Source organism: Mycobacterium sp. AZCC_0083 (genome assembly GCF_014202335.1).
Lineage (GTDB): Bacteria > Actinomycetota > Actinomycetes > Mycobacteriales > Mycobacteriaceae > Mycobacterium.
On record NZ_JACHGP010000017.1, the window covers coordinates 43667 to 67133 of the forward strand.

The window sequence follows — 23467 nt, forward strand, 5'->3', positions numbered from 1 at the left end:
GCCCGTCGGTCTCATCGTCGAACTCGCCGCGGTATGGACGGTAACACGCGCGAGTTTGATTGGCAGCGATCACATTACCGCTACGAGCACCGTCCAACGTCTCGCAGCGTCGCGGCGGCCGCTTCGTCGACACCAGCCACAGACCTGATCCGATCACCGACGGCATGCACCAAACCACACCATGCCGCCGTACTAGCGAGCGTGGGAGAAGCGAAGAGACGATGTAAATTGCAAACAGGCCTCGCTGCCGATCGCTGTCACCAATCACATCGACGGGGTCGGTGGCTCGCAGAACAATGGAATCGCCTGGTGCAGAAGTTAATCGAGCGCCCGGACCGGTAGCGTCGACAAAGGCGTCGACTGCCGGATCCTTATGAACCACCGATCGGACGGGGGCTGATCATGCCTGTTGTGACGGCCGCCTATTTGCGGTTGCCCCGGCTTGACGGGCCGACGCGGGATGCGCTTGAGCGTCTGCCGCCTGGTTCGGCGCTGATAGTCGTGAGACGGGGTCCCAACGCCGGATCCCGGTTCCTGCTGGATCAGCCGGTGACGTCGGCGGGCCGACATCCCAGCAACGATGCTTTTCTCGATGACGTCACTGTGAGCCGCCGGCACGCGGAGTTCCGGTGGGAGAACGACGAATTCCACGTCGTCGACGTCGGTAGCCTCAACAGCACCTACGTCAACCGGGAGCCGGTGGATTCGGCGGTGCTGGTCAACGGCGGCGAGGTGCAGATCGGCAAGTTTCGCCTGACGTTTTTGACCAAGCCCAAGAACCACGGTGGCGCGGGCGGAACTCACGACTCTGGATCAACTGACGGATAAGTCGTAGTCATCTTCAGGTAGTTGGACATTCACCGCATCGCGATTGTTCGACGAATTTGGCGGCTCATCAGGAGCACCCATCGAGTCGAGCACTACGGAGACACCGTTGGTCGCCGTCAAACGCGGAGGGCGCAGTTTCGGCGCTGGGGTCGATAGTGCTGTTGTCCCCCAACGTGATAACGGAGAGGTTTACCGGTAACGCCGCATATTCGATTGCGTCGTATTCGGCTAGTTCGGGTGGGCTGGGGATGGATGCTGCTGACTCTATGAGCGGCTCTTGCTGACCCGTGAAGCCAGGGACAGCGCGGCAGTCTGGGTCGCGGACGCTACATTAGCCAGCGACGCACCTCGAACGCCAGGCATAGTTCTGCGACACTGCGAGGGCGAGACAACGACCGACTGGTCAGCTTCTCGATCCTGCGCAGGCGATGACGCACGGTATTGGGATGGCAAAACAGTTGCGCCGCAACGACGTCCACCGACGCATCACTTTCCTCCCACACCCGAAACGTTTCATACAGCATCTCCCGCTCCCGCGCGGGTATCTTGGCAAGCCGGTCCAGTGCGCTTCCGGCAGATTTGAGCATCAGGTCCGGGGCGCCGATCGCGGCGGTCGCCAGGATGGAGCCATCAAATATCGCAACCGCAGAAGAACCCTCGGTGTTGCTTCGCATCATCACCTTGGCGAAATGGAGAGCTTCTGGTGTATCGCGAAGATCGCCGAAGCGTGCGCTGACGCCGACACGCTCGGCCCCCAGCCGGGACACGAGGGCCACGATCTTGTCGAACCGCTCGTCGGACGCGACGTGCAGAATCCCAACCTGCACATCGGGTAGCAGTCGCCACGCTGAATAGACGTCGATGCTGCGCAGCTTGGGTTCAACGTCGGTGAGCGCCTCGGTTACGGTGTTGCTGACGTCGGCGGCGACTACCACAAACGGGCCATTGCGTGGCAGCCGAAGACAACTAGCGACTTCCCACAGGCTCCACTCGTCGAGAACCTGGCCCTGAAGCAGCGAGTCGATCACGAGCGGGCGGCGCGATGCCCCACCCAGGATCTGCCTTTTCTGCTCATCGCGATACCCGGCCACCACTGCGGTGGCGACAAGTTCAGCGAAGCTGCCGATGTGCGCGTCGGTGTCGGCCGGCAGCACCCGGGAATGTGTGGATCCGACTGTGGCCAAGCCCCAGATGCGTCCATCGACCATGATCGGGACGCCCGCGGCCTCCCGAATGCCCGTCGCACGAATGCGGGCAGCCAGATCCCCCGCGGCGTCGTTGTAGGAATCCATGCGCGCGGGCCGACCGGTGCGCTGCAGCACCGCTGCAAGGTTGTCCTCGGTAAATGGTGCGCGGGTGCCCACCGGCCAGTTCACCAGCGACCCGGAATGATAGCTCGCGGCGATGAGCGTGATCTCACCAGCTGTCTCATAGCGCCACAGGAAGGCGATCTCCGCGCGCACGCATTGGCGCATTTCGCGGGCCACGGCGTCGAATACCTTCGGCGGTTCGACTCCGCGTCCAACCAGGGTGGCCAGTCGCCGCAAGGCCGCCTGCTCGGCAGCCAGCCGTCGATACTCGGGGCAGAGATGCGCGTGATCGGCCGACGCGTTGAGCTCGGCGGTGACTTCGGCGTTGCTGAGGCGGATGTTGGCGGGTTTGTTCATGACTTCATCACCTTTGTCGGCTGTTTGATCGCGGGTGCAGCTGACCCGCCCGTTTCACGGCACGTCGTCTTGGCGGACGTCTGTTGCTGTGGGGGTATGAGCCCCGACATCGCCACCACGGTTGACTGACCCCGGTCACGCCGAACGGTGCTAGATTTCATGACACGTAAAGCGCTTGCTCGCAAGCGAATCCTGAAGTCAGGGGTCCACCAAACACTGACCCAGCAGACTTTCTGCTGTATCGGTCAGTGTGTCGGCTGCCGAACGAGGCTGCCAACCAAGCACGTTGGTCGCCTTCGCGGCTGACACCGTCTTTGGCGGACCCAGCAGCCCCGCGAATGTCTCCAGCTGGGGCACGAAGCGTGCGGCCGCACGCACCAGCCAGTCAGGAGCCACCCGAGTGGGAATACGCGTGCCCCGGTCGCCCAATCGGGAACGCAGGATCGCGGCGATCTGCGGCAGCGTCACCGGTTCACCGGAGGCGGCCAAAAACCGCTGCCCGGCGGCCTTCGGACTCGTCATCGCCGCGACGTGCAAGTCGGCAACGTCTCGCACGTCGACAACTGCGAACGAGGACCGCGGTAACAGCGGTGGCTTGCCGTCGAGCAGCATCGCGATGAGACCGACTGAACTACTGTCGTTGCGGCCGAGCACCGGGCCGAAGATCCCGACCGGGTTGATCACCGTGAGTTCGGGCTGATTGCGATGCTGGTCCGCGAATTGCCAGGCCGCCCGCTCGGCCAGGGTCTTCGACCTGACGTACGGGCTGTTTGTCTGCGACAGGTCGGTCCAGTCCGACTCGTCGTAGGGCGTCCGTGACGGCTTGGGGCTGTATCCGATCGCGGCGAACGACGACGTCACCACCACCCGCCGAACCGCGGCATCAGCGGCCGCCTGCAGCACTCGCAATGTGCCCTCACGAGCAGGCCTAATCAGATCGGCTTCGTCCTTGGGCTGTTGCGAAGGAAAAGGCGACGCCACGTGCAGCACGTATTCACAGTCGGCAACCGCCTCCGGCCACCCGTCGTCGGCAGTGAGATCGGCTGCCACGAAAGCGAGTTCGCTCACGTCGGCGCCCGCTTGTTCTAGGGTGGCGCGGACCTCGGGCCCGCGGTCGAGAGACCGGATCGTGGCCCGGACCCGGCGGCCATCGCCTAGCAGCCGCAAGATGATGTGACGGGCCAGGAATCCGGAGCCGCCGGTGACCAACACCGGGTCGGAACTGTCAGGCATGGCTCAGCCCAGCCTTGTCTGCGAGTAGTCGCGCGGAAATATCCGCCACGATCGGGATGAGGCGTTGTTCGCCAGCGGAGTCGGCACGCTCGCGGGCGGCCCACAGGTCAGCCTTGACGGCGGCATAACGCTCGCGCAGCTTCAGCCGCGTGATCTCGGCGCCCAGCCGCTCAGCATGACGGGCAAACAGCTGCCGCTGCTGTGCGGCGCCCGCTAGTCCCAACTGCATGTTCGCGAGATACGCGCGCATGTCGGCCACGGACATTCCCATTCCGCGCAGGCAGCTCATCGCTTCGATGGCCGCGACCAGATCTGGCGGATAGCGGCGGTGGCCGCTGCGTTCGTCGCGCGGAACCTTATCGATTAGCCCGATGCCCTCGTAGTAGCGAAGCGTCGATTCCGAGAGGCCGCTCCGTCGCGATACCTGCTGAATCGTGAGGTAGCCGACGTCGTGCTCGGTCATGTTGATACTCATGGCACCAGTCTGCCGAACTTCAAGCGCTTTAAGTCAAGCTCTAGCCGTGACCGGCCAGGTTCGACGCGCAAGCGCTCCGAACGAGCCTGCGCGTCATCGGTGCTGCGAGCTTGATGATGCGCAGTTGCCGCGTCCCGATGAGCTCAAACATGATGCTGAGACCGACAAACGTGGTGCTAAGACCGATACCCGGGACAGTCGTAGCGGTGATCTAAAACCCGCTGGGACGGAGGACATCACACGACCCGTCAGATTGTCGGCACACAGCTGGTCCCGAATATGGTGCACCACAACATGGTAACGGATACACAGGTTCGTCATGGATAATAGAGACTATCCATCGAATGATCTCGGAAAACTGTTGCGGGTCAGCAATATTGACCGTACTCACCTGCCATGGGCTAGACCCGTCACTATGACGAATTGCGCTCCGACGGCGAGCCGCGATTGCTGTCGAGGTGGCCAGACTCTCGACGGGCAACCTGAGCGGGTGTGGGCTTATCGCTGGCAGAACAGCGCGGGTGAGGCGTACGAGAGCATCGGCATTGACGGCAACCAGATGGCGATCGGGATCAGCCGCCCCGACAGCGGGGCGTGCGAACCGTCACCGTGACGAAAAGGTTCTGCTAACTGCAAAGCTAAACGAACCGACATGAACAGCCGGCGTAACCGTCGCATGAGCAGAGTCGGGTAGTTCTGGACATGGCGACAGTGACGGAACACCTTGTGTGACAGACATCTTCCCGCGTCACCGTTCGCGGGCCTGCCAAGTCAATTCGGCCCGGGAAACCCTGACAGCGCCGAGCGGCATCCGAGAAGGCGCAGCGGCTGTCATCACGACCACGGTCATGTCGTCGACCACTCGCGCCGGCACACGCCACTGGGCCGCTACGGACTGCTTCGTGCCAACTTTCTCGCATTGCTGGGCGAACCATGTCGGGAACACGATCGCAGGTCCACCGGTGGCGATCTCCACATGGGCAGCTCCGGGCCGGCGCCATTGCACGACGTTGTGCAGCTGGACATTGGCCGCGACCTCGTGTTGTTACCGATTCCATCGGCATCGCTGCGTGATGTTTCGATCACGGATGCAGCCGGAGGCCAGCGGGAGTCGCCAATGAACTTGAGCTGTTGTCTCACCGAGCCGAACTGCCGGGCGTCAAAGTCAAAGGCGATAGATGTGTTCGGATGACAGCGTTACCGCCCGGGAGTGATCGCCGAGTTGGCCTCGCTGCCAGAACCTCTCGACCTCAGCACGGTCTACCAGAGCCCAAGCGTCACAGATCCCCCTGTGTCCCGGCCGGGGCGTGCTCCGGCGCCGTGCTGGTGCACACGCACACTGGTGGAGTCGACTGACAATAACTCCTGCAGGTCAGCGGCATCGCCATCGTCGAGGCTGTGCTGGATCACGGTGAAGATCCGCGCGTAGGTGCCATCGGTAGACCACCGCAGATGGCGTTCAGCCACCGACTGCCAGGCACCGAACTGCTCTGGCAGATCCCGCCACGGAGATCCAGTGCGACAACGCCAGATAACCCCCTCCAATGTGCGGCGATGGTCATTCCAAGGCCGACCGCGCCGCCGGCCACAGGGCATCAACGGCTCAATCAGCGCCCACAACTCATCAGAAACAACATCTGTCCGGATCGCCCAGCCAGCATCAGGCACAACACCATTCACATTAAGCAGACACGCCCTAGTCGAGATCCCACCGCTCTGACTATTCGTTAGCCAACCGTGGTGCAGAGGTTCGAGGTCGCCGAGGTCGGGAGAGGGCAGCATCGTCGCCCCCGAGGTGATGATTCCGGAACCGATCGGCGCGGTGCTACCGCGCACATCGCCCGACGAAGTCGAATACGGTAGGCATTTGGTCGTCGGTTGCCTCAACGGTTGGGACCCCCACCGTCCGACCTCGCTGCTGCGGGGTCGGGCATGTCGGGTTCCGAGTGGTCGACGAGCCGGCGATGCAACTCCGTTGTCAGCAAATGGATTTGACGGGTCAGCTCGGTATTGGTCTTGAGCTCCAACTCTTGAGACTCAAAGTCATGGTCTGCCTTGGCCTGCTGGAATGCCGACTGTCGGTTCTGGCCGATCATCACGAACGTCGAAAGGAAGATTGCCTCGAGCGAAACGACAACGGTCAGTATGGCCCACGGGCTCTTCTCCAGGAACAGCATCCAGATGGTGAACAACGCGGCATGAAACCAGACGAAGTTCATCGACCCGGCGAACGTCGTGATTCGATCGGCCAGGCGCAGCTGGAAGTCCCGGCTTCGTCTCTCGGCCTCGTCCAGCACGGCAGGATGGTGGGCCACCTTGCCGTGCAGGAGCCTGCGCGGGATCAGCTGTGGGATGCGTCGGCTGGTATCGGAGCTGTGTTCGGTCGTCATGGTCGATTCCTTTACGTCCTGTCTGCCTGCGAACTACTCGGTGGGCAGCGGAATCCTGTTGGAGCACAAAGTTGAGTGTCTGCAGGTGCCAAAGTAGATCGGGTCGGCGGCTAGACGGGTGTGGCGCGCAACAGCGTCTGCTCGCCGACGTTGTCTGCACCAACAATGACGGCGAGGGGACTGCGCTGCACGATTCAGGAGTTGTCCCATCGCACCCGAGGAGTCCCAGTGACAAACATTGACCTGAACGCGCAGTTCGACAAGATCTCCGATAAGGCGAAGAGCGCATCCGACAAGCTGAAGTCCGCGAACCACGCCGCCAAGGATCGGCTGGAGGCCGACGCGAGCAGCGCCCGCGATCGTGCGACTGCAGCAGCTGATCGACTCAACGACAAGGCAGTTGACGCCAAGGACAAGGCCTCGTCGCAGTGGAAGGAGATGCACGCGAAGTGGCAGGCGCATGTTGCGAAGGTGAAGGCCAACGTCAAGGACAAGGAGGACCGCCTCGACGCGGACTTCGCCGCCGACGACGCCGACCTCGCCGAAGACTATGCGTTGTCGGCGATCGACTTCGCCCAGGCCACCATCGATGAAGCAGAGTCGGCGGTGTACGACGCCTTGTATACACGTAGGTACGCGACCGCGCTCGACGCCAACGCTTCCTGAATCGATGTCCATGTGACTGCTGCCGCAGGCGCAGAGGGACGGCGGGTCGCGAGCTTTGGTCGGCTCGACCTCGGCCTGCGGCAAGCCAGTGACTGGTACCTCTGGGGGCCTTACCTCAGTGAAAGACAGTGGGGCACAGTCCGCGAGGACTACAGCGCCGACGGCGACGCATGGAGATATCTGCCACATGATCACGCACGCTCGCGCGCCTACCGCTGGGGCGAGGACGGCCTTGCGGGGTTCTGCGACATCGAGCAACGGTTGTGCTTGGCGCTGGCGTTGTGGAACGGACGCGACCCGATACTGAAGGAGCGGGCGTTCGGACTCACCGGTGCCGAGGCGAATCACGGCGAAGACGTCAAGGAGTACTGGTGGTACGGCGATGCCGTACCCAGCCACGCCTGGAACAGCTGGCGATATCACTACCCACAGCGGGCATTTCCCTACCAGCAGTTACTGGACGAGAACCGCAGGCGCGGCAAGCACGACCGTGAGTACGAGCTGCTGGATACGGGGATCTTCGACGACGACCGCTACTGGGTCGTCGACGTGCACTACGCCAAGGCCGACCCAACCGACGTGCTCATGACGATCAACGTGACCAATGCCGGTGCCGACACCGAGATTCTCCATGTGCTGCCGACGTTGTGGTTTCGCAACACGTGGTCGTGGGATGCCGGAGCCACCCGGCCTTCGTTATCGGCCGCCGCGGCGGGAACGGTGGCCGTCGCACATCCGATTTTCGGCGACATGGAGATGCTCGCCGGGCCGGCCCCTGACGGCGAGGGGCCAGAGCTGCTGTTCTGCGACAACGAGACGAACCAGCACCGGCTCTACGGTGTCTCGTCGGGTGCGCCATGGCCGAAGGACGGCATCAACGATCACGTCGTCGGCCGGGCCGACACCGTCAACCCTGCGCGCCGCGGCACGAAATGCGCTGCTTGGTACCGAATTTCACTGGATGCGGGCGAGACAGCCGAGATTCGGCTGCGGTTGCGACCGGCAACCACGGGGCCACTCGACGCGGCCACATTGGGGACGGACTTCACTCGGGTGAACACGCAGCGTCGGGCCGAAGCCGACGAGTTCTACACCTCGCTCACCCCGCCGCAGGCGTCGGCCGACGAGGCTGCCGTGATGCGGCAAGCGTTCGCCGGCATGCTGTGGAACAAACAGTTCTACTACTACGACGTGGCCAAGTGGCTCGATGGCGATGCGGCCCAACCGCCGCCCCCGCCGCAGCGCAAGGACGGCCGCAACGCCCGGTGGCGGGGCTTCGGGGCGTTCGATGTGATGTCGATGCCCGACACCTGGGAATATCCGTGGTTCGCGGCCTGGGACATGGCATTTCACTGTGTCGCGTTGGTGCACGTTGATCCGGCGTTCGCGAAGTATCAACTCTCCCTGCTGTGCCGCGAATGGTTCCAGCACCCCAACGGCGCCTTGCCCGCGTACGAGTGGGACTTCTCCGACGTCAACCCTCCGGTTCACGCGTGGGCAGCCCTGGAAGTCTTCGCCATCGACGGCGGTCGTGACTTCGACTTCCTCAGCAGGATCTTCGACAAGCTACTGGTGAACTTCACCTGGTGGGTGAACCGCGAAGACGCGAATGGCTCGAATGTCTTCGAGGGCGGCTTCATGGGCCTGGACAACATCGGCCCCGTGGACCGCTCACACCTTCCCTTCCACGGACTGCTCGAACAATCCGACGCCACCGGCTGGATGGCCGGATACGCGTTGTCCATGGCGACGATCGCAGCGATCCTGCACGGCTCTGGACAACGGCCCGCGCTCGACCTCGTACAGAAATTCTTGGAGCATTTTGCCGGCATCGCGGAAGCGCTTGAGGTTGTCGGTCTTTGGGATGAGAACGACGGCTTTTACTATGACCGAATCCTATTGGCCGACGGGGGCGCCGTGCCTGTTCGGGTGCGTTCGATGGTCGCCATGATCCCGCCGCTGGCAGCGGCGGTGGTCAACGAGGAGGCCATCAACCGGACACTCGTGACAGACAAGATGTTCGCCGACTACCTGCGACGCCATGGACTAGGGGGGACCAAGGAAATGGCCGACGCCGGGATTCTGCGCGGGGACCCCGGCGCTCGGCGGCTCTTGATCGGGGTGACCGGCCTGGACCGGGTGCGGCGGCTCTGCCAAACCCTGTTCGACCCAACGGAATTCCTATCTCCACATGGACTTCGTTCCGTATCCGCCTACCACCGCGAACATCCGTACCAGTTGGACGTGCAGGGTGTGCGGGCCGGAATCGACTACGAGCCTGCCGAGTCGACCACCGCCATGTTTGGAGGCAACTCGAACTGGCGGGGTCCGGTGTGGTTTCCGCTGAACTACCTCGTCGGGACGGCATTGGAGCGCTACCACGAATTCTTCGGCGACGAACTGACGATCGAATACCCGACCGGATCAGGAACCAATGTCACGCTCGACGTCGTCGCCGCCGATGTCTGGGAGCGCCTGGTGTCGACCTTCCTCGTCGATCAGGACGGAAGACGGCCCTGCTTCGGTGCCACGGAACGGATGCAGACCGATCCTCGGTGGCGAGACAACCTGCTCTTCCACGAATACTTCCACGGCGACAACGGTGCTGGACTAGGTGCGTCGCACCAGACCGGCTGGACCGGCCTGGTTGTCGACGTGATCCGCCGCCGCCATCGCGCGTACCCCGCGGTGTCGGAGGTGGTTCAGCGACTCGTCGAAGGTGAGGGGAGCGAATGACGATGACAGCCCTGCCCGGCAGCCCAGCTCCGCTGGGCGCGACGTGCGGACCGCATGGGACGAACTTCGCAGTGGCGTCGAATGGCGACCAGGTGAAGCTGTGCTTGTTCGACGACAGCGGAGCCGAGAGTCGGCTGGCGCTACCGGAACGTGACGGCGACATCTGGCATGGTTTCGTGCCCGGAGTGGGGGAGGGCCAGGCTTACGGTTTCCGAGTCAGTGGGCCCTACGATCCCGCGCGGGGCCTGCGCTACAACCCCGCCAAGGTTCTCATGGACCCGTATGCCCGCGCGATCGATGGTGAATGCCGGTTCGGGCCCGAATTACTCGACTACGCAACGGATGACGCCGCGGCTCCCAGCCTGCTGGATTCGGCCGGTCACACTCCACGCAGCCTGGTGACGGCGCCGTTGCCGCTCGTTCCGCCCGTGCCCGGTCCGGGGCATCCGCTCGCCGACACGATCATCTACGAGGTGCACGTCCGCGGATTCACCGCAACGCACCCCGACGTGCCGCCCGAGCTTCGCGGCACCTACGCCGGTCTGGCGCACGAGGCAGTACTCGACTACCTCGTCGGGCTCGGCGTCACCGCCGTCGAGTTGCTACCCATCCACCACAACGTGCCCGAGTCATTCCTCGTCGAGCGTGGGTTGACGAACTACTGGGGCTACAACACCATCGGCTTCTTCGCGCCGCACGCGGCGTACTCGGCTGCGGTGCGGGCCGGCCGACGGGGCGGCCAGGTGGCGGAGTTCCGCAGCATGGTCGATGCCCTGCACGCGGCCGGGGTGGAGGTGGTGCTCGACGTCGTGTTCAACCACACCGCCGAGGGCGGGCCCGGCGGCCCCACGCTGTGCCACCGCGGCCTCGACAACGCCGCGTACTACCGCCTCGACCCGAGCGATCCGGGTCGCTACATCGACACGACCGGCACGGGCAACTCGTTGAATGCGGCGGACCCGACAACGCTGCGGATGATCATGGATTCGCTGCGCTACTGGGTGTCGACCATGGGCGTCGACGGGTTTCGTTTCGACCTCGCACCGACCCTCGGACGAGAGCACGGCGCCTTCGACCCGTTCTCGGCGTTCTTCGATGTCGTGAGCCAGGATCCGGTCATCTCACAGGTCAAGCTCATCGCCGAACCGTGGGACGTCGGCCGAATCGACAGTTACGACATCGGTCGCTTCCCGCCGCTGTGGAGCGAATGGAACGGACGCTTCCGCGACACCGTGCGCGACTGGTGGCGCAGTCACGACGGAGTATTGGGGGATTTCGCTGCACGCCTGTGCGGTTCGGCTGACATCTACGACCACCCCGATGAAGGACGCCGACCCAGCGCGTCGGTCAACTTCGTCACCGTGCACGACGGGTTCACGCTCACCGATCTGGTCTCCTACAACGGAAAGCACAACGAGGCCAACACCGAGGACAACCGCGACGGCACCGACGACAACCGTTCGTGGAACTGCGGAGCCGAAGGCCCAACCAGCGATCCCGACGTGCTGGCGTTGCGCGTTCGGCAAGCGCGGGCATTTCTTGCGACCCTGCTGCTCTCGGCAGGCGTACCGCTGTTGTTGGGGGGCGACGAGCTCGGCCGCACTCAGTCGGGCAACAACAACGCCTACTGCCAGGACAACGAGATCACCTGGTTCGACTGGACGACAGACGACCATGGGTTGTTGGATTTCACAACGGACCTCATCGCGTTACGCCGTCGTCATCCGGCATTCCGCAGGCGCCGCTACCGCACCGGCAAGGCCGCGTCGGACCTGCGCTGGTTCACATCGTCAGGTGCGGAGATGACTGCCGAAGACTGGTCAAACCCGAGTGCCCGTGGCGTCGCGTTGTTCGTCGACGGTTCAACGGATCCGGATGAGGGAGCCGACGGAACGCCGATGGTGGATGACGACTTCCTCATGCTCGTAAACTCATGGTGGGAGCCGTTGACTTTCACGGTGCCCGCCGAACTTTCTGTGCGGCGGTGGGACATGGTCTGTGACAGTTTCGACCCGTCACGCACGGGCACCGCGGGGCGAGAGCTCAAGGTCGGGCCGCGGTCAACGGTGGTCCTGCGCTCCCCGCCTTGACCGCGGCAATCGAACCGCCCCAGCTCAACCTCGGTAGGCGGCTCATTGACCCAGCGCGGTCCCCATTCGTGGCCGAACGGCTTGGGATTGAAGTCGTTTGGTGGACCCAGTGTCAGGCGACTTTTGCCGTCTGAGTGAGTCGGTCTTCGAACTCGGCGAGGTGATGGTACCGAGGGCCGCGAGACGTGTGCGATTGTTGTGGAATTCGACTTTCGTTGTGGTCCAAGATGTTTGGGCCAGTGCATTGTCCCAACCTCCGTGCGGCCGACCGAACGGGCCAGATTGTGCTCACGGGCACAGCTGGCGTTGTCCAGCGAACAGTCCGGGCGTCCGAACTATCTACGACGCGTTATGTGGCCGAATCCAATACTTGCCGAGGCCACAATCGTCGGGCGGCACGACTCGAGCTGAGCACTGGATCGCCCGATTGGTGAACACGGTGCTCGGGTCACGGTTCAAGACAATTGGAACGCAACGTGATTCGGACAACGCGTGCGCCGAACGATGCGGGGAATCCCATCAGGGCCGTCTCCGGTGGCGCGCCGTGGGAGTACCACGCAGACCAGCAGCTGTTGGAAACCGTTTGCCACTGGTGCCACAGAACAACCGAATGGGTGCTCGTCCTGCGCACCGATGCTTCTAGCTGCGGCGGCGCGCCGACGCGTATTCTTTCGCAGCCTCCGCTGCATACCGGATGGCATGCACCTGATGGTCATGCGCCAGATGTGCTTGATCTACTGCCGCCAGAATATCTTTCGCCTCCTGAAGCTTGGCGGCTTCGCGATGGTGCCGTGCCGCGTGCTCATGATGTTCAGCCGCACGTTGATGAAGTTTGCTTAACCCTGACATGGAGGTCCCTTCTTGGTTGCAATCTCTGCTCCCCATCGTGGGCGCCGGCACGCCAGGAGTCATTGTCCGGCGGCCCACGATGTTCCGCCAGTCATTAGTCGCATCAACAACCGATCGAAGAACCCAGTCACCGCGACAACAAGATCGATGCCTTCTCCGAATATCCGCTCCGGCGGTGGTCGCAGCTCTCGCAATCTCACTCCGGCAGTACCTTGAGGCGTTCTGACCGCGATGCCCTCGGCGACCTCCTCCGCCCCAATACTCTATCGGTCGGTGTTCGCCGAGACATGATCTTCAGATCAACGTTAGTCACCGCCACAACCCGGACCGGCAAACCGTGCATTAGCTTCTCTCTTAACACCACAGCGGAATCCGACGAGTGGTGGTCGTCTGCAGGGTGCCTCGCGATCCAGGGCGGTTAGGTATTGATCGCCAAACGGGCTGACCTTCAACCGCTTACACCCTCGCCGGACGGCACACTGAGCGAAGGAGAGCACCTATGAGGCGCTGGTTCGAGAATCGGCTGGCCATGCTGTTCGCCGCCACCTACGTGGCGGCGACGGCACGGGCGATGACCGCGCTGCCGCACGACGAACTGACCTGACAGGGGTGGGAAGCGGCTAAGGCCCTATCTGGCACCGAGCATCGCCGTCCAGCAATACGAAACGCGAACTCGCGGGACGCAAGTTCTACGCGGCACCGCCAGAACAGTCGAAAAGGAGCAACACGTGACCCAGACGGACGACGACCAGACGTCTCGAGAAATCATCGCCGAGATCGCAGTGCCGGACGTCGAATGGACCGCCTCCGCGATGGTCGTCGTCACGCGTGGCCCCATCGCCGGTTCCCGATTCCCGCTGCATCAGGCGGTCACATCCGCAGGCCGCGATCCGCGCGGCGACATCTTCCTCGACGACGTGACCGTCAGCCGGCGCCATGCCGAATTCCGCTCGGAACGCGGTGAATTGCAGGTCGTCGACATTGACAGCCTCAACGGCACCTACGTCAACGGCCGGCCGATCGATTCAGCTGTGCTGACCAACGGCGACGAGATTCAGATGGGTAAGTTCCGGCTAGTATTGTTGATCCAACCGCGACGGGTTGACACCGACGACCATCCCCATTCGACGAATCGGTTCACCCATCAATCCCAATTTTCGCCACCGCACTGACGGGACCCCGCTAGCTGGTCCGGTGTGGGGTTGCGCCACAAACTATGCAGGCTGCCTGTACAGGTGTCTGTTTTGGCTAGCCCGTGGAATATCAAGGCGGGGACACAACAAGACGCGGTATGCACTGTTGCCGCGAACCTCACCGGTCGGAGCCGCCACACACTCGCGGGAAAGTGGCTCAGTTCGGTGAGTGAGTATTGCTGTAACACAAGCTGACTGCACCGTCGTGGTGCCGCACGCCGGGCACGATCGATTCTCGGTCGGTCACAAAGGGACGGAGAATCAACGACATCGTCAGAGAACAGAACCTGGCGACCGGCATCGCGAGGGAGCTGCCGCCGATGCGGGTTGGCACATGGCAGTGACCGGCGGCGATCGGGACCGTGCCCAGGCGCGAGCTTGGACTCAGCCATCCTGCACCGCTGTTAGCACCTCGAGCCGGGCGCCGTCCGAAAGTTTCGTCTGCCAGGCGGATCGCGGTAGCACCGCTCGGTTCAACGCCACGGCGACACCGCGGGCGGGGCAGCCGAGCGACTCCAGCAGCAGCGCGACCGTGACGTTATCCCCAACCCACATACGCCGGCCATTGACGGTGATGACCGCCGGGCCATCGTCCCCGGCTCCGTTCGGGCCGTCGTGACCGACAGTGTCGCTCATGTCAGTTCCCCCCATTGCTGAGCCGTACTGCGGCAGCCTTGCACCACCCGATTGTTGCCCTGCCTGGTATCGAAGCCGATGTGTGCAATGACAACGTCGCGACAACGCCGATGTGGCGGCCGCCACAACATGTACAGCGGCCGTCGTGGCTTGAAACATCGGTTGGAGTGATCGTTGCCGCAGCAGCCGACTCTTACGGGGTACGTCGGCCGCCGACACCGTCAACCAGCTCAGAGGCGACGGGTACAACGTGGAGTTGAACTTCGACGGGACCAGGGATGTCCCGCTGTCGGAGTGCACGGTGACCGGGACCCACGAATCCCCGAGACGGCCCCCTCGGCAGCGCACCGGTGCCCCGGGGTAGCTCGTCACCGTGTCCGTCGACGTGCTATTGGAAAGTAAGCATTGCGTCGTCGAGTTTGAGAGCGACGGCGCGGCGGCGCAAGTGTCGTCCGCGACGCCACCAAAGGCTGGCCGGGTATCAAGCGGCGCCGCGTGAGGATTTTCGTTGCTGGTATCAAGGCGACGAGGTGCAGAAGCAGGTCGCTGAAGTAGCGAAAGCGCTCTACCAGCGCGCCGATGATCTGGCGGTTCTGCTTGCCCGCGCGATCACCCGCCGTTCGTGGTCGTCGCCGCTGATGTTCGGCTGTCGGCGCCGAGGCGCTGCCCTCGATCGCGTGCACGCTGAGCAGCATCGACGTGTATTCCGCGTAGCTGGGCGGAAGCCTACAATGACCCGCACTGCATTGGCAGTCCAGTAACGGTAGACAGGACACCCCATGGGGCCTTCGACCGGTCTTTTTGATAGTGGCGCCCAGCGGCTCGCAACTCCGCCGATTCGGGGCCGGGCGGGCGAGCTGAAGGTGATCGGCGCGTTGGTGACGGCGCTGGTGCAGGGGCGCGGGGGCGTGCTGGTCATCGAGGGCCCGCCGGGCATCGGGAAGAGTCGGTTGCTGACCGAGGTGATGGCGCTGGCCGACAAGGGCGGGGTGCGCACCTTGTTCGGTGAGGCATTCGAGTATCAGCAGACGGTGCCGTTCTTCTCGCTGTTCATGGCCACGCTGCGCGCCGATCCGCCGGTTGGCGACGCCGACGCGTTGCGCCGGCTGGGGGGCTCGGCGGATCTGCGCTACTGGGTGGTGCGCGATCTGGCCGACGCGATTCATGCGGCGGCCGCGGAAACCCCGCTGGCGATCGTGTTGGAGGACATCCACTGGGCCGATAACAGCACGTTAATGGCGCTGCGGTCGCTGGCCAGCGCGCGGCCGGATGCGGCGGTGTTGTGGGTTCTAACCGCCCGCACCGGGGCTGGCGGTCCGCTTCTCCAGGAGACGTTGTCGGTGCTGCAACGCGCGAATGCCGCAGTTGTGCGCGTGGCCGCTATGTCGCCGGGCGCGGTCGTCGACATGGTCCAGGACGCCGTGCGGGCCAACGCCGACGAGTCGCTGCTGAACCTGGCCGCCAAGGCGCACGGAAATCCATTCCTCGTCAGGGAGCTGGTCGGGGGTCTGGACGAGGAGGGCCGGCTCAACGTCAGCGGCGGGCGTGCGGTGGCCACCGGACATGCGCTGCCGCGACGCCTGAGCGCAAGCATGCAGCAACGACTCGACCACCTCTCCGCGGGTTCCGGCGAGGTGGTGCGGGTGGCCGCGGTGCTGCCGAACCGGTTCTCGGCTGGGCTGCTGGCCGCGATGCTGGAACGCCAGCCGGCGTCGTTGATGTCGGCGCTCGAGGAGGCGGTGCGCGCGGATCTGCTCGTCGACGACGGTGAGCAGTTGAGGTTTCGGCACGACTTGCTGCGCGAGGCCACCCGGCAGTCGTTGCCGCAGTCGCTGCGCCGCGCGATGGAGCGCCAATCGGCGTCGATCATGCTGAGTATGGGCGCGTCGCCGGCCGAGGTGGCCACCCAGCTGGTACGCAGCGCCGAGCCCGGAGACCGGGAGGCGATCGACGCGCTGCGACAGGCCGCTCAATCAGTGGGCCACAGCGACGCGAGTGCGGCGGCGGACTTGAGCCAGCGCGCGTTGGAGCTGTTGGCGGCCGATGACGCTGAGCGCGGGCTGCTGGTCGCCGAAACGGTGGGGTTGCTCAACCGGGCCAGCCGCCATCCCGAAGCCGAAGAGTTGGCCGTTGCGGCGCTCTCGGAAGCGGCGTCGCCCCAAGAAGAGGCCGAGATTCGCCTGCGCCTCCCGACGATCAATAAGCACACTACTCAGCGGCGCGTTGAGGAGAATCGGCGCGCGTTGCAGTTGGGCGAGATCAGCGAGGTCACCCGGGCACGGCATCTGGCACACCTGGCCTACAACCTGGCGTACCACAACCAAGGTGAGCAAGAGCGCACGGCGGCCGATGAGGCCGCCGCGGCCGCTGCATCGACCGGTGATCTCGAGGCCACGATCATGGCTAACCTCACCCTCGCTTTGCTCGATGATGGGGAGGGGTACGCGGGCCGCTCGGTAGGCCGCCTCGAGGAACTTTGCGCGCTCGCCCGCACGAGTGATGCGACCGCAGCCCATGACTTGGCCGCGATCCACTACGCCAACCTGCTGGCGGTAGTCGGCCGGTTGGACGACGCTGCGGCCCAGGTCGCCGACGGAACACAGCAAGCCCGCCGGGAACGCAACGCGATGGCCCTTGCAATCTGGGCCACGATTGACGGGATGGTCCACCTGGCTGCGGGCCGGTTGTCTGCCGCCCGCGCCGCGACTGAGTCCCTGCCGCCCCCACAGCCGACAGGCGTGACCGAGCCGGACATGATCCGCATCGTGATTCTGGCCGAGGTGGCGGCCCGCACCGATGACCGAAACTTGTTGCAGCAGATGGTCAATCACGCGCGCAACGCCTACCCCACTGGCTCATCTGTCGTGCGTCGGGGAGCGGCGCATGTGCTAGCGCTGGCGGCGTGGCTGCGCGACGACGTCCATGACGCGATGCGCTGGCTCGGCGACATCACTCTATTCGGGTCACCAATCTGGCCCCAGGTCTTAGATCAGGTGATCTTGGCCGCGCGGGTTGCATCGGCCGCCGGCGATGCCGGCTTGCGCATACGTGTCCTGCAGGCCACGGAGCTGCTCGAGCGTGAGCGGCCGGCGATCCCGTTGCTCAGCGGGGTCGCCACGTACGCTCGCGGGATCCTCGAACGTGACGCCCACGCGCTCGTGGGCGCCGCCGACGTGCTTCGGGCGTCGTCGCGGCCGCTTCTTTACGCCGCGGCCGCCGAGGACGCCGGCGCTGAACTCTCACGCACCGACCGGGGTGATGAGGCGCTGGATCAGCTCAACGCCGCGTTCGACACCTACCTGCACCACGAAGCGCTCGCCGATGCGCGCCGGGTGGGCCGCGAGTTGCGCCGGTTGGGTGTGGAACGTCGCATCGTCAGCCAGCCGCGGGCAAAAGCGGGCTGGGACAGCCTCACCGACTCCGAGCTCAAGGTGGTCAACCTGATCGCACAGGGCGTGACCAACCGCGACGCCGCCATGCAGCTGCACCTTTCCCTGCATACGGTGAAAAACCACGTCCACAATGCGTTCGCCAAGCTGGGCATCAACTCCCGCGCCCAATTGACGCAGCTCATGCCCGGGTCCGATTAACCAGCCAGTCTCATATCGGGTCCGCCTAGTATTAGGTCCATGCGGCTCTAAACATGAATCCTCGGGCCATGGTGCGGGGCTGGCCGCGCGGCGACCGTAGTAGTCGTCAACTCATCACGTTCTCACTCGCACGACGGCCGAGGCTAGGCCAGACACCGCGCCGGTGAGCACACGAGGAAAAGAGCCAACGATGCTGAATGCAACGCTTGGAATGCTGGCGATGCTGCCGGTGGTGTTCGGTGTCGCTGGGTGGGCAATGGTGTCCCGATGACCATAGACTCGCCTAGCTCGGTCGCCGAATCAGTAAGTAGCACTAGCGATCCCGACGCGCAGGCACGACGTGCGAGCGATGGCGAACTGAGCGCAGGGTTTCAATCTGACCTGACGATTGATGAGGATGCCGTGGACGGACTCTTGTCCGCCGAGGAACTTGCTGCCGAATTCGAGGAGAACCTCGACGATGGCAAGTGGTACACCGAGTATCGCCGGCTCGCCACCGAACAGGCCGCCTTGCGCCGGCTCGCCACGCTCGTCGCGCGCGGCGTTGAACCTTCGGAGGTATTTGGCGCGGTCGCCGACGAGATGCGCCGATGCGTGCCTGCGGCTGCCGCAGGGTTGTGGCGATACGAAACGACCGGCGAAATTACGCTGCTCAGCCTCGCGGCTTACCTTCCTGACGCGGCGATGAAGTGGCCGGTGGGCACTCGAACACCGATCGAGGGCAACACCCTCGCGGCGGTGGTGCAACGCACCGGCCGCCCTGCCCGGATGGACAGCTACGACAACGCCACCGGAATTTTCGCCGAGCTCGTCCGCGCAATCGGCCTGAGCGCTGCGGTGGGAGTCCCCATCATCGTCGACGGACGCCTGTGGGGCCTGGCGGCCGTCGGCGCGGACCGGCCAGGCCCCATGCCGGCCGACACAGAGGACCACGTGGGCCACTGTGCCGAACTGATCGCCACTGCACTCGTGGCCGGCCATCGCGACGAGCAGAACCGGCAGCTCCTGGCTGAGGGGTCACAACGCTTGAGTCTGATTGACGCCCTGCTTGAGGGACGGGCCTTCGACGATTGGAGCCTGCGGGATCTCGCCGGCCATCTTCGGCTGCCGATCAATGGTCCTTTTGTGGTCATCGCCGCCCACGTTCCCAGCGCGGGCGATGAGCCGCTACCCGAGATCGGGTCGAAGCTTCGTAGCCTTGACATATTTTCAGCGTGGCGGCTGCTGCCTGATTTGCAGGTCGGGGTCGTACACGTCAAGTCCGAACGAAAACTCGACATGGTCATTGGCCTGGTATCTCGGATGACGACTGCGCGGGTGGGCGTAAGTGCGGCCTTCGGGGATCTGCGCGATACGCGACGAGCCCTGCATGTCGCAAGGGTGATGTTGCGGGGCCCGACCGATTCCACATCCTCGGTCGCCGTGTTCGACGGCTCCATCCTGGCCACCGCTGCCGTCAGCGCACCGGAGGCGATGATCAAAACGGTCCGCGCTGCGTTGGACGGTTTTGGCAACCTTCCCGACGAGGACCGGGAGATGCTGTTCGAAACGTTTCGGGTCTGGCAGGACAACGATGCGTCGGTGTCCGGTGCGGCTGAGGTACTCATTTGCCACCCGAACACCGTCCGCCACCGGTTGCGCCGGATCGAGAAACACACCGGAAGATCCCTCTCGCGGCCAAGGGATGTCGCCGAGCTGTGTTTGGTTTTCGAGGTACATCGCCGTCTGATGTAGCCGAAAACCATTGAGGCTGTGGACGAGCGGAAGGCCGCCACGATAACGATGCTGCCTAGTCAGGGCCCGCGCGCGTAGCACATCATGCAAAGCCGTTGCCACACTGTGCGTAGCCGAAGTCGGTCTGCTCTCGTTCGTCGTGCTCGTTCAAACGGTTTTTGGGCTCGGCTGCCGGTGTTCCCCGCTACACCCAACCGGATTCATCGCTGTCATCGGGGCCAATGACGTGGATTCCCTAGCGGGCAATAGTCGGGACATGACAGTCACCGCGGCATGGAGATGAAAGGACCAACATGAGCAGCAACAGTGTGGTTACACCAACCCTGTCTACGGGCTTCGACGTCAACGCGCATTTCCGCTCTGTCATGAGCGATCTCGGACTGTCGCCCGAAGACACCGGCGGCGCAATAACTTTTGTTGGCGCGGATCCGATTTTCCCGACCGTGCATCGGCTCGGGGCGTGCATCGGCATCCCGATCATGGCCGGGGCCGCGGGCATCGCCGATATCTGGCGCCAGCGCACCGGCCGCGGCCAGGACCTGAGCCTCGACCTGCGCAAGGCCATCCACGGCATCAACCCGATGTACAAATTCATGCCCACGATCAACGGCTACCCCTACCAGCTGCCATATTTCATCGGCAACCCGATGGGGTTCGACCTGTACCAGACCAAGGACGGCCGGTTCTTCCTGCCGACGGGGGCCTACCCGCGTCTGCTGAACAGCATGTGCACGTTCCTGGGGTGCTCGCCGGACAAGAACAGCATCGCCAAGACCGTGTCCAAGTGGGACGCCATGGAACTCGATGAGGCGGCCGCTGACAAGGAGCTCGTCTTCGCCGTCGTGCGCACGCCCGAAGAGTGGGCAGTCCACCCCCAGGGCAAGTACCTCGCCGAAAAGCCGTTGGTGGAAATCGTCAAGATCGGCGATAGCGATCCAGAGCCGTTCACACCGGCGGCACGCCCGCTGTCGGGGCTGCGGGTGCTGTCGGCAACCCACGTCATCGCCGGCAACGTTATGTCGCGCACGTTGGCCGAGCACGGCGCCGAGGTGCTGCAGATCGCCCACCCCGAAGAGTTTGAGCACGAGGCCCTAATGCAGGACCCCTGCGCCGGGTTCACCTCCTCGGCGTGGCTCGACCTCAACCAGCCCGAAGCCCGCCAAAAGGCCTACGAACTCGCCGCCGGCGCAGACGTATTCGTCGAAAGCTACCGCACCCGCAAGATCTCCAACCTCGGACTGTCGCCCGAGGAACTGGCCGCCCGCCGCCCCGGCATCGTCTACGCCTCCGCACGCTGCTACAGCTACGACGGGCCGTGGGCCAACCGGGCGGGGTTTGACATGGAAGCCCTCTGCGTCACCGGGTTCACCACCGAAGAGGGCACCCCCGAGCAGCCCGCGTTCCCCCCCACCCACGTCATGAACGATTACATCGCCGGCTACCTCGGCGCGGCCGGCATCCAAGCCGCCCTGATCCGCCGGGCCAAGGAAGGCGGCAGCTACCATGTGCGCGTCAACCTGGCCCGCTGCGCAATGTGGTTCATGTCCTTGGGCGAATTCGACAAGAACGCCCCAACGCCCACCGGCGAGCAGCACCAAATCCTGGACCCGGCCAGCATTACCGCGCACACCCCCTACGGGGAACTCGTCCGACTCGCCCCACCCGTGAAGTTCTCCGAAACCAGGCCCTTTTGGCAAGACCCCGTACTGGTGGTGCGGGGGTCAAGCCGGGCGCAATGGAAGGACAGCTGACTTCTCGGGTTATGCGCAGTAAGAGTCCCGAGCGCCCGCTCAGGTCGTCGACCGCCGCCCGTGCCGTGTCGTCGTATGGGCACACCGCCCGGTGCTGATGGCTGAGCATCCCGGGGATTGCCCCAGTCCCTTCGGCCGCTTTCCTGGGGACCATTGGGGACTATCTTGCGCCCGATGCGCCAATACGGAAACACGCCAGAACCGCACAACAAACCATCGACGACATATCAAACCGGCTAGCAGCGTGAGCGATTCACTCACGGAGGTCGGAAACAGCCATCACCATGGAAGAACGACAATGACCGTTACGCAGCACCACGCGAGGACGGTACGAAGCCGCAAACCGGTCGAAAGGCGGTCACCCGATGACGAATTGAGCGCACGGTCCGAACGAGACGTGGTTCCATTGCGGGAGGCGCTCTACCGTCACTCATTTCGGCTCAGCCGCAACCAGGCCGATGCGGAGGACTTGGTGCAGGAGACCATAATGAAGGCATTCGGTGCTTTCCACTAATTCCAACCGGGCACCAATCTCAACGCCTGGCTGTTCCGAATTCTGACCAATACCTGCACCAACGGCTACCGCAGGAAGCGGCGCCAACCTGTGTTGCACTCCACCGAGCAGTTCGCCGACCAGCATCTGGCCGAGGCCTACGCCCATTGTGCCCCGACAGGGATGCGCTCCTCAGAGGACGAATCGCTGGATTTGTTGCCGGACACCGACATCAAGGCGGCCATGCAGGCGCTGACACAGCAGTTCCGCGACTTCGTGTATTACGCCGACGTTCAGGGGTTGCGCTATCAAGGAGATCGCGGCGATCATGAAAACCCCGATCGGTGCTGTGATGACGCGGCTTCATCGCGGCCGACAACGACTCCGCACCCTGCTCGGCGACGGCGCCTCCCGTGTTGAGCCAGAGCCAATCCCGGCCGCCGGATAACTCCGTGTCAGAAGTGCTGCAGAACGGCCGGCGAAGTCTGAAAGACATCGGAACCTTGATTCTGCGTGGCCTCGCGGTGGCGTTGTTTTCCGGGGTGATTGGTGCAGCGGCAGCGATCCTTGTCCATCCGCCCACCATCGGCGGCCAGTTGTTCGTGCCCACGGCGGGAAGTCCGGCGGCGATGACCACATAACGACCTCGACAGTTTGGAAACTACCGTTCCACGAGTCGGCGTAAAGGGCGACCAGACGCAACGTCTTGCGCTCACCGGTGCCGCCCATCAGGATCGGCGGGGCGGGCCGCTGCACGGGTTGGGGCGAACGTTCGCCGACACACGATCTTCAACCGGGGGTTAGTCGCCAAGACAAAGGTAGCCGATGAGCCTTGACGCAACGTGACCCGCGCGCCGGCTTCAAAGATCGGTATCGGCAAGGAAGCGTCCGGCGTCGTGCTCCAGGAGATCTGTCGTGTTTGGGGAAATCGCAAGCATGTCTGGAGGTTTCCCGCATCCGGACATGTTTTCCGCTCTCGTCGAGGCAATCCCGAAGAGTAGTGCTCACATGGGCGTTGTCTGCCGGCACTGCGTCGTGACAGTGATGTTGTGCCACAACACATCGCCATTGGATGCGGCCGGGGGCACTCTCGAGTTGTCGCCGACTCAAGGGTTGGCGAGGCCACATCAATCGAA

The 23467-nt window shown here is 63.9% G+C and carries 19 protein-coding genes and 1 pseudogene; 12 read left to right on the plus strand and 8 right to left on the minus strand.

Annotated features, from left to right (window positions below):
• Window positions 1–432: 432 nt before the first annotated feature.
• Window positions 433–828 (plus strand): annotated as a pseudogene (locus HNP02_RS33015) (FHA domain-containing protein); the annotation flags it as partial.
• Between the two features lie 326 nt (window positions 829–1154).
• Here the strand turns inward: HNP02_RS33015 and HNP02_RS33020 are convergent.
• The 3 genes from HNP02_RS33020 to HNP02_RS33030 form a co-directional block, all read right to left on the minus strand.
• A complete protein-coding gene (locus HNP02_RS33020; RefSeq protein WP_184444881.1) occupies window positions 1155–2495 on the minus strand; it encodes a helix-turn-helix domain-containing protein in 1341 nt (446 codons plus the stop codon).
• 198 nt (window positions 2496–2693) lie between these two features.
• Complete coding sequence (locus tag HNP02_RS33025) at window positions 2694–3728, minus strand: NAD-dependent epimerase/dehydratase family protein (protein ID WP_184444882.1); 1035 nt, start codon at window positions 3726–3728, stop codon at window positions 2694–2696.
• A complete protein-coding gene (locus tag HNP02_RS33030; RefSeq protein WP_184444883.1) occupies window positions 3721–4191 on the minus strand; it encodes a MerR family transcriptional regulator in 471 nt (156 codons plus the stop codon). The genes HNP02_RS33025 and HNP02_RS33030 overlap by 8 nt, the downstream gene beginning before the upstream one ends.
• Before the next feature lie 502 nt (window positions 4192–4693).
• Between HNP02_RS33030 and HNP02_RS43140 the strand changes: the two genes are divergently transcribed.
• Entirely contained in the window at window positions 4694–4816 is a 123-nt protein-coding gene (locus tag HNP02_RS43140; RefSeq protein ID WP_255507234.1) for a hypothetical protein, read from the plus strand.
• Window positions 4817–5463: 647 nt separating this feature from the next.
• Here HNP02_RS43140 and HNP02_RS44180 read toward each other — a convergent pair.
• Together HNP02_RS44180 and HNP02_RS33040 are read right to left on the minus strand one after the other, a co-directional pair.
• Window positions 5464–5985, minus strand: a complete 522-nt coding sequence (locus HNP02_RS44180) for an IS5 family transposase (RefSeq protein WP_375373741.1) — start codon at window positions 5983–5985, stop codon at window positions 5464–5466.
• A 101-nt stretch (window positions 5986–6086) separates the two neighbouring features.
• Window positions 6087–6593, minus strand: a complete 507-nt coding sequence (locus HNP02_RS33040; RefSeq protein ID WP_184444885.1) for a DUF1003 domain-containing protein — start codon at window positions 6591–6593, stop codon at window positions 6087–6089.
• 228 nt (window positions 6594–6821) lie between these two features.
• Between HNP02_RS33040 and HNP02_RS33045 the strand changes: the two genes are divergently transcribed.
• From HNP02_RS33045 to glgX, 3 genes are read left to right on the plus strand one after another with little or no spacing between them, the layout of a single operon-like run.
• Entirely contained in the window at window positions 6822–7259 is a 438-nt protein-coding gene (locus HNP02_RS33045) for a YtxH domain-containing protein (protein ID WP_184444886.1), read from the plus strand.
• 12 nt (window positions 7260–7271) lie between these two features.
• Window positions 7272–9995 (plus strand): glucosidase, encoded by a 2724-nt coding sequence (locus HNP02_RS33050; protein ID WP_184444887.1) that lies wholly within the window; start codon window positions 7272–7274, stop codon window positions 9993–9995.
• Window positions 9992–12085, plus strand: coding sequence for a glycogen debranching protein GlgX (glgX, locus tag HNP02_RS33055; RefSeq protein ID WP_184444888.1), 2094 nt, complete (start codon window positions 9992–9994; stop codon window positions 12083–12085). Before HNP02_RS33050 ends, glgX begins: the two co-directional genes overlap by 4 nt.
• Before the next feature lie 639 nt (window positions 12086–12724).
• Here the strand turns inward: glgX and HNP02_RS33060 are convergent.
• Window positions 12725–12934 carry a hypothetical protein gene (locus HNP02_RS33060; protein WP_221318327.1) on the minus strand — a complete coding sequence of 70 codons (210 nt, stop codon included), beginning with the start codon at window positions 12932–12934 and terminating at the stop codon, window positions 12725–12727.
• A 728-nt stretch (window positions 12935–13662) separates the two neighbouring features.
• On the opposite strand from HNP02_RS33060, the gene HNP02_RS33065 reads away from it, so the two are divergent.
• Complete coding sequence (locus HNP02_RS33065; protein WP_375373737.1) at window positions 13663–14106, plus strand: FHA domain-containing protein; 444 nt, start codon at window positions 13663–13665, stop codon at window positions 14104–14106.
• Window positions 14107–14511: 405 nt separating this feature from the next.
• On the opposite strand, the gene thiS is transcribed toward HNP02_RS33065, so the two are convergent.
• Together thiS and HNP02_RS33075 are read right to left on the minus strand one after the other, a co-directional pair.
• Window positions 14512–14763, minus strand: coding sequence for a sulfur carrier protein ThiS (gene thiS, locus HNP02_RS33070; protein WP_184444889.1), 252 nt, complete (start codon window positions 14761–14763; stop codon window positions 14512–14514).
• A 368-nt stretch (window positions 14764–15131) separates the two neighbouring features.
• Entirely contained in the window at window positions 15132–15458 is a 327-nt protein-coding gene (locus tag HNP02_RS33075; protein WP_184444890.1) for a hypothetical protein, read from the minus strand.
• Window positions 15459–15542: 84 nt separating this feature from the next.
• Here HNP02_RS33075 and HNP02_RS33080 point away from each other — a divergent pair, with 84 nt between their 5' ends.
• From HNP02_RS33080 to HNP02_RS33100, 6 genes are all read left to right on the plus strand, one after another.
• Window positions 15543–18353, plus strand: a complete 2811-nt coding sequence (locus HNP02_RS33080) for a LuxR family transcriptional regulator (RefSeq protein ID WP_184444891.1) — start codon at window positions 15543–15545, stop codon at window positions 18351–18353.
• 402 nt (window positions 18354–18755) lie between these two features.
• Entirely contained in the window at window positions 18756–20087 is a 1332-nt protein-coding gene (locus tag HNP02_RS33085; RefSeq protein ID WP_309241777.1) for a helix-turn-helix domain-containing protein, read from the plus strand.
• Between the two features lie 293 nt (window positions 20088–20380).
• Complete coding sequence (locus tag HNP02_RS33090; RefSeq protein ID WP_184444893.1) at window positions 20381–21838, plus strand: CoA transferase; 1458 nt, start codon at window positions 20381–20383, stop codon at window positions 21836–21838.
• 298 nt (window positions 21839–22136) lie between these two features.
• Window positions 22137–22352 carry a sigma factor gene (locus HNP02_RS44185; protein WP_375373742.1) on the plus strand — a complete coding sequence of 72 codons (216 nt, stop codon included), beginning with the start codon at window positions 22137–22139 and terminating at the stop codon, window positions 22350–22352.
• A gap of 307 nt (window positions 22353–22659) precedes the next feature.
• Window positions 22660–22779 carry a hypothetical protein gene (locus HNP02_RS43870; RefSeq protein WP_309241778.1) on the plus strand — a complete coding sequence of 40 codons (120 nt, stop codon included), beginning with the start codon at window positions 22660–22662 and terminating at the stop codon, window positions 22777–22779.
• A 4-nt stretch (window positions 22780–22783) separates the two neighbouring features.
• Window positions 22784–22972: a hypothetical protein gene (locus HNP02_RS33100; RefSeq protein WP_184444894.1), complete on the plus strand. Its 189-nt coding sequence runs from the start codon at window positions 22784–22786 to the stop codon at window positions 22970–22972.
• The last annotated feature ends 495 nt before the right edge of the window (window positions 22973–23467 follow it).